We start from the raw sequence: 14,901 nt of genomic DNA, 5'->3' as shown, positions 1-14,901 counted from the left end.
GGTAAAAAAGATAATTTGTTGATAAGCTAATCGGGCAAACAATAAACGGTTTGAAGGAAAGCGAATGATAGAATTATTAGCATGGATTTTTCTGGTATTTTCATTTATGTCGATGATTTATCACCGCTATATGAACGCAAACCATGATCAGGTTTATGCTTATATCAGAAAAAAATATGGCAAAGACGGTGACGATATGAAGTTCCCGTCAAAAGATGACCATGCCAGGGATGCAAGAAAGTATGGTTATTACACAATATTTTTTGCTAGTCTGTTGATAATCATGAATCTGGTTCGATAGTTTCCTTATCTCAGCTTCTCAGAAGCGACTGTCACCGTTAATGCAATACTACGCGGATTAATGCCATGCACCTCTCGGCATAGAGCGCAGGTCGTTCAGTTGATTCACCGGAGTTTTATTGTGCCATTACCCGGATCAGAATTCATAACATTATGAATCTTTGTGCGTTTCTTTCCAAGCAATGGCGCGGTAATTGAAGCCGTTGCGAATTGTCGGTTTGATGATATCAAAAAATGGTGAGATGTCGAAGTCGCGGGGGGTAAAGAGGCTATGGTGACGGATGTAGTAAGTTTCGGCATAGCATTCTGCACACTCCGGGTCATCCAGCCACTCGCGTTTGATTTCCGGCAGTATGGGATAGGATACAGACTGAAAAGCCTGTGCGATAAGTGTTGAACAGATTGCGCGAGTCGGGTCGCCGCTGCCCAGTGCTAGCAGTCGCCGGCGCAAACGCGTCGGGACGGGTGCAAGTGGAAAAAGATAGCGCGCGAGATCGAAAACATTTTTCAGATCGTAATGGTGGCCGATACGGTTAACGACAAAATCGACGACGCGTTTGCGGTCTTGTTCCTCCAAACCTACAGGACGGCAGATGCGCGTATTTAAATGCGCGTAATGCGCGAGCGTAATTGCGCGTACACCGTCTTTCAAATCGGCTTCGACCAGGACCAGCGGCATTTGCCAGGACTCGCGAGACGACAGTGCGTCCTGCCCGACATAGATTGCGGCATGCGACCAGGTTGACTGGGTCAGGTATTTAATGGGTACGCTCAAGCGTGTGTTGCCGTCAACCAGTAGAACATCGCCAGGCTGTAGTGTGGCATTGAGCATTTCCTGACTGACTGCTGCGATATGGGTTGTTTTCTTGAGCGGCGCTGTCAAATAGCTTGCCAGCAGATTGCCTGCAAACTGCGTTACCCAGCCCATTCTTGTAGGCTTCCCTTTGCGATTCTTTTCGTTCGTAAAATGTATGCAGCTAAACTGTAATTCATTTTCTCAAAATAGTTTTATGCTTGCCATTGGCATTGAGCAAATTAACAGCAATGAGACAATGATTCTATCATTTTATTGTATGTTAAGCAGATCTGCCTGGAGTGTCGGTAGCGCTGATTTCGTTAAACAGGTTTACGGATTGTCACGTACAGAGCGGTATCGATCCTCTGCATAGAGGCGTAATATAAATTTTCCAGACGGTGTTTGACGCATGGTGCTGATGATGTGTTGCAATTCCATGGGAAATTCTTCAAATGTCGGGATGGCGCCTTGTTCAAACTGATCACCGCCATAATTGGCCGGTAACACCAGTGGCGCACCGCTGACCGCAAACGCAAAATCAGCCAGTGTCAATCGCTCGCCAAAGAGATATTTTCTGCCATCGGCAAGCAACTGATCGACTTCCTGAAAGATTGTCCTGATGGTCTTCATTGATTCGTCGGCGGATGCTTTACTCAGTTTCTGTGACTTCCATATCAGGTTTTTTGGAATGCGGTAACAGTGCTTGACGAAGAAACGTTCAAACCATGGACTGCCCAGGGTCAGCGGCCGAATCATGATGGCCTTGTGGGGCAGCAGATTGGTGTAGGCCCATTTGACGACAGCGCCGCCCAGATCGGAATTATAACGTTTCCAGCTGATTTCCAGTTCGCTCGCATAGTTTTCCGGTATCAATTTGAATTCCGGTGCTGTATGTGCATCAAAGTGATCAATAACGGCACGTGCGCTGGTTAGTTTTGTTTCGCCGTCCCTGCATAGTACAAGGCTTTTGCCGCCCATCAATTTGTTGAACAAAAAATAAAAGGGTGCTGAATGACGGCTTTCCTTGAAATCAATTCCATAATAAAAAAGAATCCATCGATTCAGTTCAGCGTCTGCGCTGGGAGAAAATGAAAGAACTTTAACCGGTTTCTGATTATTTGACATGATGTATTTGTTAAAACTTTGCCTTGTTTGGAATTTTGGATTTCTATAGACACGTCTTTTAATTAATTGTCGAATTCAATTTCGAGGTTGACCGGGAAAGGCTCTTCAACAACCATACTGGATACGCGTCGCAGCGTGTCTTGTTTCAGCACTGCTTTTACGATACCCGGAATCTGGGTCAAATTGATATACTGGCCAAAGCAGGTATGTAGTCCGAAGCCAAAGTGCATATAATTATGGGCCGGACGGTCAAGTCTGAATTCCTTGGGTTTTTCAATTTTTCGCCGATCCATCATGGCCGACTGGGTGGCGGCCAGCACCCTGGCGCCTTTCGGTATTTTTGTTGATCTTAATGTCCCTCTTGCAACGACGTAATCCTCTGCGCAAATGCGTTGAATGCCGGCTGCAAATGGATTCATACGCAGACTTTCCTGAACGAACTGAATCATTTTTTCATCGTCATCGGCGCGTGCGGCCTGTTGAGCCTGCACAAGTAATTCGGGATTGTCAAACAGGTGATTGAGTGTTACTGCGGCACATTTCGATGTGGTCGGTATCGCGCCGATAATCAGGCCAATCAAATTGTTCCGGATATCGGTATCCGACATGCCGGGCATCCCGGCTTGCTGCAGTTTCAGGCAGCGGCCGAGAACATCGTCTTTCTCCGTCGGGTTTGTTTTTCTTTCTGCAATCGTTTGATCCAGATAGTTGCGCGTTTGTTCTGCGGCCTTGAGCGCTTTTTCTTCAACTTCGGGATCGTCCGGGTAAAACAGATACTGGAACATAATTGTTGCGGCATCTGAAAATTCAGTTTCGTTCCAGCCGGGCGTGCCGAAGTATTCGCCCATCAGGCGGGTCGGCACAACACGCGTCAATTGCTGAATCACGTCCATTCTGCCGGTTGTGTTTTTAAGAATTTCTGCACTTGTTTTGTCGACAAAGGGCTTGATGATTTCGTCAATGTCTTCCCGGCGTGCAGCAATACGCATGTTGGACACGTCTCGCGTGTACTGGGTGGTATTCTCCATGCCGAGAAAAAAGTTGCTGCCGTTGGTGACCTTGTGCATTTTTTCAGCGTACGGAACCTGGAAGATCCAGTCACGGTTCAATACTTCCGTGACATCTTCAAAGCGGGTAACCACAGCGTTGCCCTTGATTACAACAGTGGGTTTGATGCATCGCAGAATCGCAAAAATCCCGTCAAGATGTTTAAGCGCCCATGCGGTTAATTTATCGTTGAATGTTTTTTCTTTAGCCATAATAAAAATCCCAGTAATGTGGGTTGGACAGGTGTTGCTGTATATTGCGGCCGTTGATTCTTAATGACATTGATCTTAAATGGATCAGGTTGGATCAACAATGCCAGCCGCAATTGCTTTGAGTGCGGTAATGCTGGGGATGAAAAAGTAGTCCCCGCCGCGTGTTTCTACCAGGCGCGGAATATTGCTGACGAAGTGCGGCGGTTTTCCGGACCCCGGTTCGGCGGAAAAAACAACCTTGCTTGGATTCTTGGCATCGTGATTACCCAACAAAACTTCCTTGTCATTGCCTTCCTTGAAGTCATTGGCGTAGTTAATCCATTGTTGCTGGACGAACTCAAACTGTCGCTGGATATCTGCATTTAGCGCCATAAAGATAATCCCATGGTTGCCGTCATCGCGCGTGGAATCTTTAACTTCGCCATAAGGCAACCCGCGTCGCAATATCCGGCGGCGGTTCACCAATGCACCGGGTGTATCGTAAGCGTCCTTGACGCCGAACTCCAGTGAGCCGCGTGGATTGATACGGCGCAGGTGTGCGCTGTATGGGCATTTGGCGCCGTGGATGTCTTCATTGTAAGTAAAATCTGTCAGCATTCTTCTCTTGCCCGCTTCATCTGCCGCAGCATAACGTTGATCCCATTCGATCTTGCTGGCATCATCGGGTGCGTGAACAATGGGTGCGCCGTTGTTACGCCAGCGGCCAGCAAACTTGGCAGCCAGCATTTCCGCGCTGCCGTCAAAACTTTTACTCTGTTCTTCAAGGAATCGGTTGAACGTGCCAACGTTTTCATGGAGTTTTCGGTAAACCATGTAGGTGCCGTTATGCGCAAGTAACCAGGGCTTTGGCGCGGTTTTTGGATATTCCATCGCTTCATCGACATGTCCGAGCAGAAATTCGCCGGTTGCGAGGGGGTGCCAGGTGCCGTCACGCATTAATTTTCCGCGGCCTAAAACACGCGCTGGGACATTGGTCTGGCCTTCGAAAACCGGGTCGCCGATGCCATCGGTATAGCCGAAATGTTCTTTGGAAGTGGGCATGCCGGTGGCATCATACAATACGCTGGCATCCTGATAAGGCAGGTTGTCTTCGCCTTTTTCACCACGGTGCCCGGTTAATAGTACTACGCCGCCTTTGGAGGCTTCGACTTGTTCCAGAATCCATTCATAACGCTTTTTAACCGCGTCAATCGACTGACCGTTAATCGAGATCCAGACATGCACTTTCTCTTTCCAGACTTTGTCCCAGTTTGCGGGGTCGCTGGGGCCGTCGTCACCCAGAATGTCCTTGCGTTTGGACATGCCCATGATGAAGTCATCCGGAAATCCTCTCTGGGAAGCAGTGGGGATTTCGAGAGCCTGCAAACCATCAAAAGTAAACGCAATGTTGGTGGTGGCCTGTGGTACGGCAGATGTTCCCTCTGTATCTTGTTTGTCCCAAGGCACGGCCGATGTTACCTTGGTGGTGATTGCGCCGACAAATTTTCGGCCTTTGTTGCCGTCATCAATACGCAGGAAAAGGTAACGTGCTTTCTGGAAGTTGTATCTGCCGTATGCCTTGATGATATTACCCTGTATGTCTGTTAAATCGAGTTTATGTGTCATGATTAATCACTCTGGTAAAGGTTATTGATAGACAATTCGATGTATTTGGCTAACAGCTAACTGGGTCGCTCAGGGCGTTGATTTTCCGGGCGACCATGTAGGCGATTCCAGATTCTCCGGTTGTGCGCGTTCGATAAAGGCTTTAAACGCCTGTTGTATTTCTGCTGCGCTTTTTCCCTGATGCTCAACGGCAAACCGGGTGAATTCCTGTTTTAAATAAAGTGATTTGAGCTGTTCTTGCAGGGAATCATCGGTCGAGCCATTAAAAAACAGACTGGCATCCAGTTGGCAGCGCTTGATGTAGCTAATAAAACTGGCGCTATCGGTCACGCGATCGAAGGCGACACAATGTTCCCAGATATGGCGGATATCGCGCTGATTGCCTTCATGGTCGACATAAGACCATTTTTCCCACATGCCGACGAGATAATCCTCAAGGTTGCCATAAAAATTGCTGGAAAGAACAAGATATTTGGACTTTAAATGGTCTTTACGGGGCAGTGCTTTTTTTCGTGCCGAATCTGAAAACAGCGATGTAATATCCGAAAAATTGAATACGGCATCATTTGCAGGCAGCGATTCGTAAAATACATCGTCGAGGATGAACAAGCGTGCCAGGTAAGTATTTGGTACTTTGGACAAAGGACTGTTTTCATGAATGGGCAAACGCAGGCATCGTTCGCGGGTGATATCGGCATATGAGGTTTCGTCCACTGCGCCGTTCTTGATTGGGGACAGTACGGTCAATGCTGTCGCATTTCCACTTTTCGTAGCCATGTGAATTTTCCTTGTATGTCAGATTAATCAATCTGCGATTGCAGGTGGCGTTTTCTCACTGCATCTGCGGACAGGCTGACGATGGGTGTGGGTCGCATGTCGCCGAAATGATGTTGCAGATTGTTGAGCAGCTTGTTGTAATCGTTGAGAAAATCCTCTGGCGCTTTGTCGGCAGATGTTGCATTGAAATCGATTAACGCTTTTTTAACTATTTTTGCGGACTTGACATCGTTGGAAGCGGCCATTGGATAGGCGTTATAGTAATGGGCCGTATCGATCTGATTGTGCCGGATATAGTCATGAAAAGGTGTCAGCGGAACGGACTTGGGATAGCGTACATTCCACTTCCAAAACAAATCAAGCCCGGACGGAATTGCAAATGTAAATGAATCAACATATTGATCCCAGCTGCCATTGAAATTACTGAAAAAAAGCATATACGAATAATTCAGTTCTTCTTTGGGCTGACTCGGATCGAGTCGCGGAAAGCTGTCTCGTGGGATAATCACCCAGCGTGCATAATGGATGAGCGATAACGTAATCAGACCTTTAAGCGTGGAAGGGTTGCTCAGTGCTATTTTGAAAATCAGGCGATTAATCCAGACCATGTACCAGCGTATTGGTGTAATCACATTCATGGCATAAGCCTTACCTGCGATATTTGACATAAAAAGCTCCTTCGTCGGTTTAGTTTAAGAATTGCAAATTCTGTTATGCGCTTATTGTTTACTACGCTCGTCTCGAAGACGGTGTTTCAGAGTTTTTATTTCAATGTCAAAGAAGCGCGCTACAGCAGCTTTTGCCGTTCAGATGTTCAAGTATTCGCGCTTTTTATTTTTTTCTTTGATGCAGAGTGTGAAGATTGCCGTTTGCTGTATTAGTTTCAGCATCCATGTCTATGATTGTTGGAAATGGTAATACGTATTGATTTCTTGTGCAACAACTGTTAAGGCTCTGTAGAGAACAACTGCAAAGTTCTTTTTTGTGACAAAATAGTACAGGGCTATTCCACGAACTTATAATATCTAATAGATAGGAGTTATAAAGCATGATGTTAAAAACAAGAATTGGATTAATAACGTTGGGCATATTTTGTTTGATATTGATATCAGCGTGTTCAACAACTCAGAATAAAACGCATTCGTCGAGAACCGCAATAGAGCAATTACTGCATAGTGAAGCTGTTTCAAAAAGCCTGACCCAACAAACGCGGGGTGATCTTCCGATGCCGCCGGGTTCTAAAGTTGCAGTAACTACCGCGGGACTCAGTCTTGATAATCCGTTTGTAGGCGATGTTATTGGTGGTTGGCTAGGTAGTCAGGGGTTTTATATAGAAAGTCCAGAAAATGCGCAGTATCGCGTCCACATTGTGGTTAATTCGCTTGGTACGGAGTTTGATGAGACATTTTTTGGCATTCCACCCGTCAGCGGTTCTTTTATACCGATCTCGATACCGGAGTTGTCTTTTTATAAATCCCAAAATCAAGTGGGTTACACAAATTTCTATTTGAATATATTCGAACAACCGTCCGGCCGACTTGTGCATACATCACCACCTTATATGGCCGAAACTTTCTATAATGATTATACAGTTTTGTTGTTATTTAAATTTAACAGAACTGATTTGCGCCATCCACCCAAGTCCAGGTCACTGAGCAGATTGGTTGAATAATGTGTATTTCCACTTTCTCAAGATTAACTTTGAGAAAGTGTAAGCTATAGTTCAACAAGATCTTCCAGAAAGCGATCCAGGATTTTTTTTTCAACATGCGGCATGACAACAATATGCGCATGGGAAACAGATTGTCCATCGCATTCAATTGCCATTGTTGCAAGAGTATAGCGGTGGACGATCTTGTCTGATGGCTTTCTGAAATAAACAATCGATGAGCGATTGTTGGCGCGTACGGGCTCAAGATTGCTGTAGTGTGTTTTCATTTCGTTGAGCAGATAATCTGTATTGTCCAGCATTTTCCGGGTATCCGCGGCCTGACGGGAAAAATCTTTTTCCGAACTGAAAAAATGAAATTCGGCGGGTTTTACCGAATCGCGTGAGCAGGTAATGGTGCCGGGTAGCTGTAAAAGATATTGGGGATCATGAATTTTCTCAAATTGCGTTTCAAACGTCTCAAAAATGGATCGGGTTGTAATAAACAATCCTGCCGGAGCGGGCAAGCCAAAAAATTTGTGGCAAGACACGGCGATAGAATGATATCGCACGGACTGACCGGATGATCGGGTATGTAACAAATCTTCCGCAAAAGGCGTATGCGGCAGATAGCCGCCAAACAGGGCGGCATCAAGATGAAGATAGGAATCACGCCCTGCAAGCTTGCTTTGTATGCCGTCAATTGGGTCAATTGCACCTTTAAAAGTCGTGCCTATCGTCGCAACAACCAGCGCAGGATGATCAGGATTGGCTTTCAGCTTGCGCTCGAGATCGTTGATATCCATGCTGCCGTCAGCCTCGGTATCGACATCAACCCATTCCAGATTCATTAAGTTGGAGAGAATCTGAATCGAATAATGTGCTTCCCGGGTGAAATAGATTTTGGGCATGACTCCAGTTCGGTTGTTCAGCAGGGTGCGGCCGATATAGATGCCATGCATGTTGCTGTCGGTTCCGCTGTTGGATAAAAATCCCCAGACTTGATTCCGCTTAAAGCCGTAAATCGCACTAAACCGCTCAATTAATTCTTTTTCCAGATCATGTGTGTTAAATGAGAAGTGACTGTGTTTAAAAGGGTCGCCGACATTATTAAAATTAAATTGATTAAGCCCTGCGGAATTCAATTTTTTCCGCCAGTCAAAAAATGCGGCGGGAGGAAAGTTCATATTAACGGGGTAACCCAGCATCAAGGCTCTCTTCTGAATAAGGGTTTGTAATCCTTTAAGATCGGAGATCGCAAGGTGATCGGGCAATGCGCTGAGCAGCGGCTGGCCGGAGAATAGATTGGGAGAGCAGGTGGCAACCAGTGTGGCTGCACCTGTCATTCCAAGAAACGTTCTGCGTGTTAGCGGCATGAAAATGTGACGGTCGAATTTATAGAATTACAAAAACGGAATAATGCTCGGGCCTGCAAACAGGCCTGAAATGAAGCGCAATCAGAAAACATAATAGTTACGCATCATGCCCATATCCTCATGCTCCAGATTGTGACAGTGATACAGAAACAATCCTGTGTAATCCTGGAAAGGTTTAATGATTTCAATGTCCTCGCCCGGCATGACCAGTACGGTATCTTTCCAGCCGTTTTGGATAAAACCTTTCTTGACGGTGTCGTATGCACTGTTTTCTTTACTGTTTTTGCGTGACAAAATCTGGAATTGTTGGCCATGGAGGTGTATTGGGTGCGGCATGGCGCGCATCATGCCCATCATTCCCATGCCGCGTCCGCCACCCATGCCGCCGTCATGATAGATACGAATTTTCTGAATGGTATTTACCGGGATTTTTTCAATATCCAGGTAATCGTCCATTTTGAATGTTCTGCCATTAAGCTGAAAAGACATATGACGCATGCCGATTGCAATCGGTAACGTCTTTTCAGGATTGGTTAAATCTTTTGCGCTTAAACGCTGTATCGAAACCAGTTTTTCAGGGAGTTGCGGCGAATCACTGACATGTTCAGTAATTTTGAATTTTACAATCGGGAAAGACTTGCCCTGCGGCAATCCACCACCCATGCCACCCATACCGCCCATGCCACCCCGACCCATTCCCATTCCCATTCCACCCATCCTGCCCATCTGCGGACCGCCGCCTTGATAACTCAGATTTTTCAGAGTAAGTTCTGAGCCTGTTTTGCGTCCGCTGAAATCCACCCACAGTTCCGCGCGTTCGGCAGGTGCGAGCATGAGATAAGGCAGTGTCTCAGGTTTTTCAAGCAAGCCGCCGTCAGTGCCAATGACAGTCACAGGCGTGCCGTCTTCCCAGCCGAGTTTATAAATCCGTGAGTTTGAACCGTTCAACAAACGCAGGCGGTACGCACGGGTTTTTACCGGTATCGTGCTGTCAGCCTGGCCGTTGACCAGAATCGTGTCGCCGAGAAACCCGATCATGCGCTGATGCATGCCGTGTAAATAATGCAGTTGATTGCCTTGCGTAAAGCGTCGATCCTGAATGACGAGAGGAATTTCATACTCGTTAGCCGGTAAATCGAGTTTTTTTTCCGCATCATCGCGCACGGTAATCAACCCGGCTAGGCCTTGATAGACCTGGGTGGCGGTCATTTCGTGGGTGTGCGAATGATACCAGTAGGTTGCTGCGGGATTGTCGACCTCAAATTCATAGACATAGCGCTCCCCTTTGAGAATTTCATACATGGGATGGCCGTCCATTTTCTGGGGAACATGCAAACCATGCCAATGCGTAATGACAGGTTCGGTCAATGTGTTGTAGAAGAAAATCCGGACTTTCTGGCCACGCTCAAAATTAAGAATGGGGCCCAGATAGCCGGGCAGTGTTTTTATACTGTTTGGCGGACCTTTTAACAATTTTCCCGTATATCGGAATACATGTGTTTGAGGGCCGGGCAATATCGGCACTTCCGCAGTTTCGGCATACAACTCCAGTTCCACATCCGGTTTGAAATTTTTGTCTGGCGCTTTATTGATGTGCCTGTCTGTCGACAGGCTTATACCGGGAAAAGTTGAAGTCATGGCGCCTGCAGCAGAGTATTGTAAAAATTTACGTCGCGTTATTTCGGGATATGACATGGCATGTAACTCCTTTAAGTCGCGTATCCATTTGTCACCGCTTACTAATAATGATATTCGAACGATACGGGTTAATTAAAGCATTTTAATAGGGATTTTAAAATAGGAAACACCGTTATCTTCCGGTGGCGGTGTTTCTCCCGCTCGAATATTTGTCTGTATTGAAGGCAATAGCAAAACAGGCGCTTCAAGCGTTGCATCCCTTTCATTGCGCAGTTCAATGAACGCTTCTTCGGTAACGCCTTTATGGACATGAATATTATGTTCAAGCTCCTGAGCGACGGTCGATTCCCAAACAGGTTCGCGATTATTGGGCGGATAGTCGTGACACATGAACAATCGTGTCTGTGGCGGAAAAGACAGTATTTTTTGGATGGAACGGTAGAGCTTTTGCGCGTCACCGCCCGGAAAGTCGGCGCGTGCGGTGCCTACATCCGGCATAAACAGCGTATCGCCGACAAAAATTGCATCGTCAAACTGATATGCCATATCGGCTGGTGTATGTCCGGGCACCAAAAGCGCTTTGGCGGTTAATTTGCCGACCTGAAAAAATTCTTCATCAGCGAATAAATGATCAAAATGATGCCCGTCCGGCATAAACTCATCGCCCAGATTGAACACCTTTTTAAAAGTTTCCTGCACGACGGGAATTTTTTCCCCAATTGCAATCTTGCCGCCAACTTTGCTTCTCAAATAATAAGCGGATGACAAGTGATCGGCGTGGGCATGCGTTTCGAGTATCCATTCCACGGTAAGCTGTTGACGCTGTATAAATTCGATTAAAGCATCTGCGGACGTTGTACGAATTCGGCCGGATTTTGGGTCATAGTCCAGAACCGGGTCTATGATCGCGCAGCTTCCGGTCATATCATCGTATACGGTATAACTGATGGTCCAGGTAGCGGGATCAAAAAAAGCATTGATATTAGGTGGCATTAAACACTCCATCGTTAATGTGTTAGTCAAATATAAAATACTTGCAAATAATATATCAATATATATAATATTATGCAATATTTTATTTAAATCTACTATGACTGTTTGGAGAGGCGGAATTAGTGGAGGAGGTAAAGATCGGTGCTGCGGATTTCTGATATTTCATCTGAGCAAATGAACTGCAGGTATTTTAGGTTGCGCCGGAGCGTGCACAGGAACGCTCGGTGGTAACATGCGGTTTCTATATGTCGCGATGCTGAATTCAGTGTTAGCCTGGCTTTAAGAATAGGCGTAAATAAATTTTTTCAAGAAAATTTCTTTGTGAATGAGTGAAAAATGATGAGTGGTATTGATTTAATGTTACCTGACATGAAAACCGTACGTACTTCTGCATCTAAGGCGTGTGCAATCTTGAAAGCGCTGGCTAATGAAGACAGGCTGCTTATTTTATGTCAGCTAAACCAGGGCGCCAGAAATGTGGGTGAGCTGGAAAAATCGCTCGATATCCGCCAGCCCACTCTCTCTCAGCAACTTACGGTATTGCGCGAAGAAGGACTTGTAACAACCGAGCGCAAGGGAAAGTATATCTATTATAGTCTGGCTAGCGAGGAAGCCATGCGCATTATGCAGACTTTATTTGAGCTTTATTGTGACCAGCAAGTATTAAAAAAATAACAATGCGGCAATATGGCTTAATTGATTTTTAGAAGGAGTGAATTATGAGCATCAATTTTACCCAGCTTGATGAGAAATTGTCGGTAACCGGTCAAATCAGCATCGATGACTTGACTGAAATCGCTGAATCAGGTTTTAAGTCGATTATCTGCAACCGGCCTGATTTTGAAGGCGGTGAGAGTCAACCGACGAGTGAACAGCTGGAGACTCAAGCCAAAGCGCTGGGCATTACGTTTGCCTACTTGCCGGTGCAGGTGGGTGTCATCCCTGAAAAGCGGGGTAATGCGTTTCGTAAATTAACGGCTGAACTGCCAGGGCCGGTGCTTGCGTTTTGTAATTCCGGGAGACGCGCTTCGGCATTGCATGCCATGTCAAAGTCCGATTCCGAAGTTGCCAAAATGCATCAAGCAACTGTCGATGCCTGCAACTGGGGTAATGCGTTTGACGTTGTGGTAGTCGGCGGCGGTTCGGCGGGTATCGGTATAACGGCGAGCTTGCTCAAGCGCCGCCAATCGCTTCGTATTGCCATTATCGAACCTCATGATAAGCATTATTATCAGCCAGCCTGGACATTAGTTGGGGGCGGCGCGTATGACGCGAACAAAACGGTTCGCAGGATGTCGGAGGTTATGCCTGACAATGCAGAGTGGATCCATGCGGCTGCAGCGGGATTTGATCCGGACAAGAATCTTGTTCTTCTGGAAGACGGACGTAAGATAGGTTACCGCCAGCTTGTTGTCTGTCCGGGTATACGGCTGGCATGGGAAAAAATAGAAGGCGTGGAGGAAACGCTGGGAAAAAATGGTGTTACCTCCAATTATCGTTTTGATCTGGCGCCGTATACCTGGTCGCTGGTACAGGAACTCAAGCAGGGAAAAGCGTTGTTTACCCAGCCGCCAATGCCGATCAAATGTGCGGGCGCTCCCCAGAAAGCCATGTATCTGGCATGCGATCACTGGATGAAAACCGGCAGTCTGGATGACATTTCGGTTGAATTTGACACCGCAGGCGCAGTTTTGTTTGGTGTGGCCGATTTTGTGCCCGCGTTGATGCGGTATGTCGAGCACTATCATGCCAGGCTCAACTTCAACTCAAATCTCGTCAAGGTAGACGGAAGTAGTAAAACAGCTTATTTTGAAATCAAAGACGATGACGGCAGTGTGCGTCTTGAAGAAAAGCAATTTGATATGTTGCATGTGACACCGCCGCAAATGGCGCCGGATTTTTTGCGTAACAGTCCATTGGCGGATGCGGCCGGTTTCTGCAAGGTCAATGAGAAAACATTGCAGCACCCGGACTATCCTAATATTTTCGCACTCGGCGATGCCTGTTCCTCGCCGAATGCAAAAACGGCCGCTGCCATCAGAAAACAGATTGTCGTGGTTGCCGAGAACCTGCTGGCGGACAAGGAAGATGAGGAATTGCCGGTGGTATACGATGGATACGGTGCTTGCCCGTTGACGGTTGAAAATGGCAAAGTTGTTTTGGCTGAATTCGGTTTTGGCGGGAAACTGCTGCCGACATTTCCATTAAAGCCCGCTGTGCCTAGAAAATTATACTGGTTCTTTAAAACAACGGTTTTTCCCTGGTTATACTGGAATGGTATGCTGAAAGGAAATGAATGGTTGGCGCATCCACGTAAAAAACATTGAGTGACGAATTATGGAGCCGATATTAATGAGTTGCCTGCTGGGATCGATTACCGGCATCGTGCTTGGACTGACAGGCGCGGGTGGCGCTATTCTGGCTGTACCTTTGCTGATATTCGGCTTGCACATGAACATGTCTGAAGCGGTTCCAATTGCTTTGCTGGCAGTGTGTCTCTCGGCAACAGTAGGCGCCTTGATCGGGTTGAAGCAAAAAAAAGTGCGCTACCGGGCTGCCGGTGTCGTTGCGCTAACCGGTTCGATCGCCGCTCCCCTTGGGCTTTGGTCGTCCCAGCAGTTGCCCCATGAACCGTTAATCCTGCTCTTCGCGCTGGTGCTGGCCTATGTGGCGATCAGCATGCTGCGTAAAGGCAGGCAAGGAGATTATGACAATCAGACCGATGTAATGCGCCACCATCCTTCGCCCGAGATCCCGTGTATGGTTGGAAATACCAATGGCCGCTTGATCTGGACCTGGCCCTGTGCGCGTGCGTTGGCCATGTCGGGTGCGCTGGCCGGTTTCCTGTCCGGCTTACTTGGTGTGGGTGGTGGCTTTGTCGTTGTGCCTGCGCTCAAGAAAGTGACCTACCTGCAAATGCAGTCGATATTGGCAACATCGCTGGCAGTTATTGCGTTGGTTTCAGCAGTTGGTGCTTCCTCCGCCGTTTTTCTGGGTACCATGAACTGGTCGATTGCTGCGCCGTTTGCTGTGGGTGCATTGGCAGGCATGATGATTGGTTTTCTGCTTTCGGCACGGTTTTCCGGCCCCAGGCTGCAGCAGGGTTTTGCCTGGATGGCGATTTTTGTTGCGATAGGCTTGGTTCTTAAATTGCTTGTTTAAACAATATCAGCATTTCTCAGTTCGATAATATTTATCGCATCCTGAAAAAAACGGGTTGCGATAGACGGTGGATTCCCGGTCGGCTCCGATTGCGGACGCCGCGAATAGTTCATACTCCGTTACCATGCTTTCTTGTTCTCAAAATTTTTTCCTTACATATCAATCATATACTGCGTCAGGATTTTTTTATTCTCGCTCCACTCTTTTGGAATGATGAATTCT

14 protein-coding genes are annotated in these 14,901 nt (G+C 46.9%); 5 read left to right on the top strand and 9 right to left on the bottom strand.

The features are described from left to right. Positions 1 to 64: 64 nt before the first annotated feature. The gene (locus MRK00_14790) at positions 65 to 301 is read left to right on the top strand and encodes a hypothetical protein (GenBank protein MDR4518634.1); all 237 of its coding nucleotides are present in this window, start codon (positions 65 to 67) and stop codon (positions 299 to 301) included. Between the two features lie 150 nt (positions 302 to 451). On the opposite strand, the gene MRK00_14785 is transcribed toward MRK00_14790, so the two are convergent. From MRK00_14785 to MRK00_14760, 6 genes are all read right to left on the bottom strand, one after another. Continuing rightward, entirely contained in the window at positions 452 to 1,228 is a 777-nt protein-coding gene (locus MRK00_14785) for a lipo-like protein (protein ID MDR4518633.1), read from the bottom strand. A gap of 198 nt (positions 1,229 to 1,426) precedes the next feature. Continuing rightward, on the bottom strand, positions 1,427 to 2,221 hold the full coding sequence (locus tag MRK00_14780) for a glutathione S-transferase C-terminal domain-containing protein (GenBank protein MDR4518632.1): 795 nt from the start codon (positions 2,219 to 2,221) through the stop codon (positions 1,427 to 1,429). Positions 2,222 to 2,283: 62 nt separating this feature from the next. Then, positions 2,284 to 3,480, bottom strand: a complete 1,197-nt coding sequence (locus MRK00_14775; protein ID MDR4518631.1) for a cytochrome P450 — start codon at positions 3,478 to 3,480, stop codon at positions 2,284 to 2,286. Positions 3,481 to 3,564: 84 nt separating this feature from the next. Further along, a complete protein-coding gene (locus tag MRK00_14770) occupies positions 3,565 to 5,085 on the bottom strand; it encodes a Dyp-type peroxidase (GenBank protein MDR4518630.1) in 1,521 nt (506 codons plus the stop codon). A gap of 69 nt (positions 5,086 to 5,154) precedes the next feature. Continuing rightward, complete coding sequence (locus MRK00_14765) at positions 5,155 to 5,862, bottom strand: hypothetical protein (GenBank protein ID MDR4518629.1); 708 nt, start codon at positions 5,860 to 5,862, stop codon at positions 5,155 to 5,157. Positions 5,863 to 5,885: 23 nt separating this feature from the next. Then, on the bottom strand, positions 5,886 to 6,530 hold the full coding sequence (locus MRK00_14760; GenBank protein MDR4518628.1) for a hypothetical protein: 645 nt from the start codon (positions 6,528 to 6,530) through the stop codon (positions 5,886 to 5,888). A gap of 380 nt (positions 6,531 to 6,910) precedes the next feature. On the opposite strand from MRK00_14760, the gene MRK00_14755 reads away from it, so the two are divergent. Continuing rightward, complete coding sequence (locus MRK00_14755) at positions 6,911 to 7,534, top strand: hypothetical protein (protein ID MDR4518627.1); 624 nt, start codon at positions 6,911 to 6,913, stop codon at positions 7,532 to 7,534. A gap of 44 nt (positions 7,535 to 7,578) precedes the next feature. Here MRK00_14755 and MRK00_14750 read toward each other — a convergent pair whose 3' ends face one another. The 3 genes from MRK00_14750 to MRK00_14740 all read right to left on the bottom strand — a co-directional run bounded on the left by MRK00_14750 (position 7,579) and on the right by MRK00_14740 (position 11,517). Then, positions 7,579 to 8,886, bottom strand: coding sequence for a pyridoxal-dependent decarboxylase (locus MRK00_14750; GenBank protein ID MDR4518626.1), 1,308 nt, complete (start codon positions 8,884 to 8,886; stop codon positions 7,579 to 7,581). Positions 8,887 to 8,967: 81 nt separating this feature from the next. Further along, a complete protein-coding gene (locus MRK00_14745; protein MDR4518625.1) occupies positions 8,968 to 10,581 on the bottom strand; it encodes a multicopper oxidase domain-containing protein in 1,614 nt (537 codons plus the stop codon). A 75-nt stretch (positions 10,582 to 10,656) separates the two neighbouring features. Then, positions 10,657 to 11,517 (bottom strand): MBL fold metallo-hydrolase, encoded by an 861-nt coding sequence (locus tag MRK00_14740; GenBank protein MDR4518624.1) that lies wholly within the window; start codon positions 11,515 to 11,517, stop codon positions 10,657 to 10,659. A 339-nt stretch (positions 11,518 to 11,856) separates the two neighbouring features. Between MRK00_14740 and MRK00_14735 the strand changes: the two genes are divergently transcribed. Genes MRK00_14735 through MRK00_14725 form a run of 3 tightly spaced genes read left to right on the top strand, consistent with a single transcriptional unit; the run spans position 11,857 to position 14,679 of the window. After that, the gene (locus tag MRK00_14735) at positions 11,857 to 12,192 is read left to right on the top strand and encodes a metalloregulator ArsR/SmtB family transcription factor (protein MDR4518623.1); all 336 of its coding nucleotides are present in this window, start codon (positions 11,857 to 11,859) and stop codon (positions 12,190 to 12,192) included. A 44-nt stretch (positions 12,193 to 12,236) separates the two neighbouring features. Next, positions 12,237 to 13,844 (top strand): bifunctional protein tyrosine phosphatase family protein/NAD(P)/FAD-dependent oxidoreductase, encoded by a 1,608-nt coding sequence (locus MRK00_14730; protein MDR4518622.1) that lies wholly within the window; start codon positions 12,237 to 12,239, stop codon positions 13,842 to 13,844. Positions 13,845 to 13,854: 10 nt separating this feature from the next. Continuing rightward, positions 13,855 to 14,679, top strand: coding sequence for a sulfite exporter TauE/SafE family protein (locus MRK00_14725; GenBank protein MDR4518621.1), 825 nt, complete (start codon positions 13,855 to 13,857; stop codon positions 14,677 to 14,679). Positions 14,680 to 14,901 lie beyond the last annotated feature (222 nt).

It is taken from the genome of Nitrosomonas sp., from assembly GCA_031316255.1.
Classification (GTDB): domain Bacteria; phylum Pseudomonadota; class Gammaproteobacteria; order Burkholderiales; family Nitrosomonadaceae; genus Nitrosomonas.
This window is presented reverse-complemented; position numbering and strand designations above follow the sequence as displayed.

Coding starts and splice junctions, on each gene's coding strand:
- MRK00_14785 (MDR4518633.1), bottom strand. CDS start 1,228: ATGGGCTGGGTAACGCAGTTTGCAGGCAATCTGCTGGCAAGCTATTTG.
- MRK00_14735 (MDR4518623.1), top strand. CDS start 11,857: ATGAGTGGTATTGATTTAATGTTACCTGACATGAAAACCGTACGTACT.
- MRK00_14745 (MDR4518625.1), bottom strand. CDS start 10,581: ATGTCATATCCCGAAATAACGCGACGTAAATTTTTACAATACTCTGCT.
- MRK00_14750 (MDR4518626.1), bottom strand. CDS start 8,886: ATGCCGCTAACACGCAGAACGTTTCTTGGAATGACAGGTGCAGCCACA.
- MRK00_14775 (MDR4518631.1), bottom strand. CDS start 3,480: ATGGCTAAAGAAAAAACATTCAACGATAAATTAACCGCATGGGCGCTT.
- MRK00_14790 (MDR4518634.1), top strand. CDS start 65: ATGATAGAATTATTAGCATGGATTTTTCTGGTATTTTCATTTATGTCG.
- MRK00_14760 (MDR4518628.1), bottom strand. CDS start 6,530: ATGTCAAATATCGCAGGTAAGGCTTATGCCATGAATGTGATTACACCA.
- MRK00_14725 (MDR4518621.1), top strand. CDS start 13,855: ATGGAGCCGATATTAATGAGTTGCCTGCTGGGATCGATTACCGGCATC.
- MRK00_14780 (MDR4518632.1), bottom strand. CDS start 2,221: ATGTCAAATAATCAGAAACCGGTTAAAGTTCTTTCATTTTCTCCCAGC.
- MRK00_14730 (MDR4518622.1), top strand. CDS start 12,237: ATGAGCATCAATTTTACCCAGCTTGATGAGAAATTGTCGGTAACCGGT.
- MRK00_14755 (MDR4518627.1), top strand. CDS start 6,911: ATGATGTTAAAAACAAGAATTGGATTAATAACGTTGGGCATATTTTGT.
- MRK00_14765 (MDR4518629.1), bottom strand. CDS start 5,862: ATGGCTACGAAAAGTGGAAATGCGACAGCATTGACCGTACTGTCCCCA.
- MRK00_14770 (MDR4518630.1), bottom strand. CDS start 5,085: ATGACACATAAACTCGATTTAACAGACATACAGGGTAATATCATCAAG.
- MRK00_14740 (MDR4518624.1), bottom strand. CDS start 11,517: ATGCCACCTAATATCAATGCTTTTTTTGATCCCGCTACCTGGACCATC.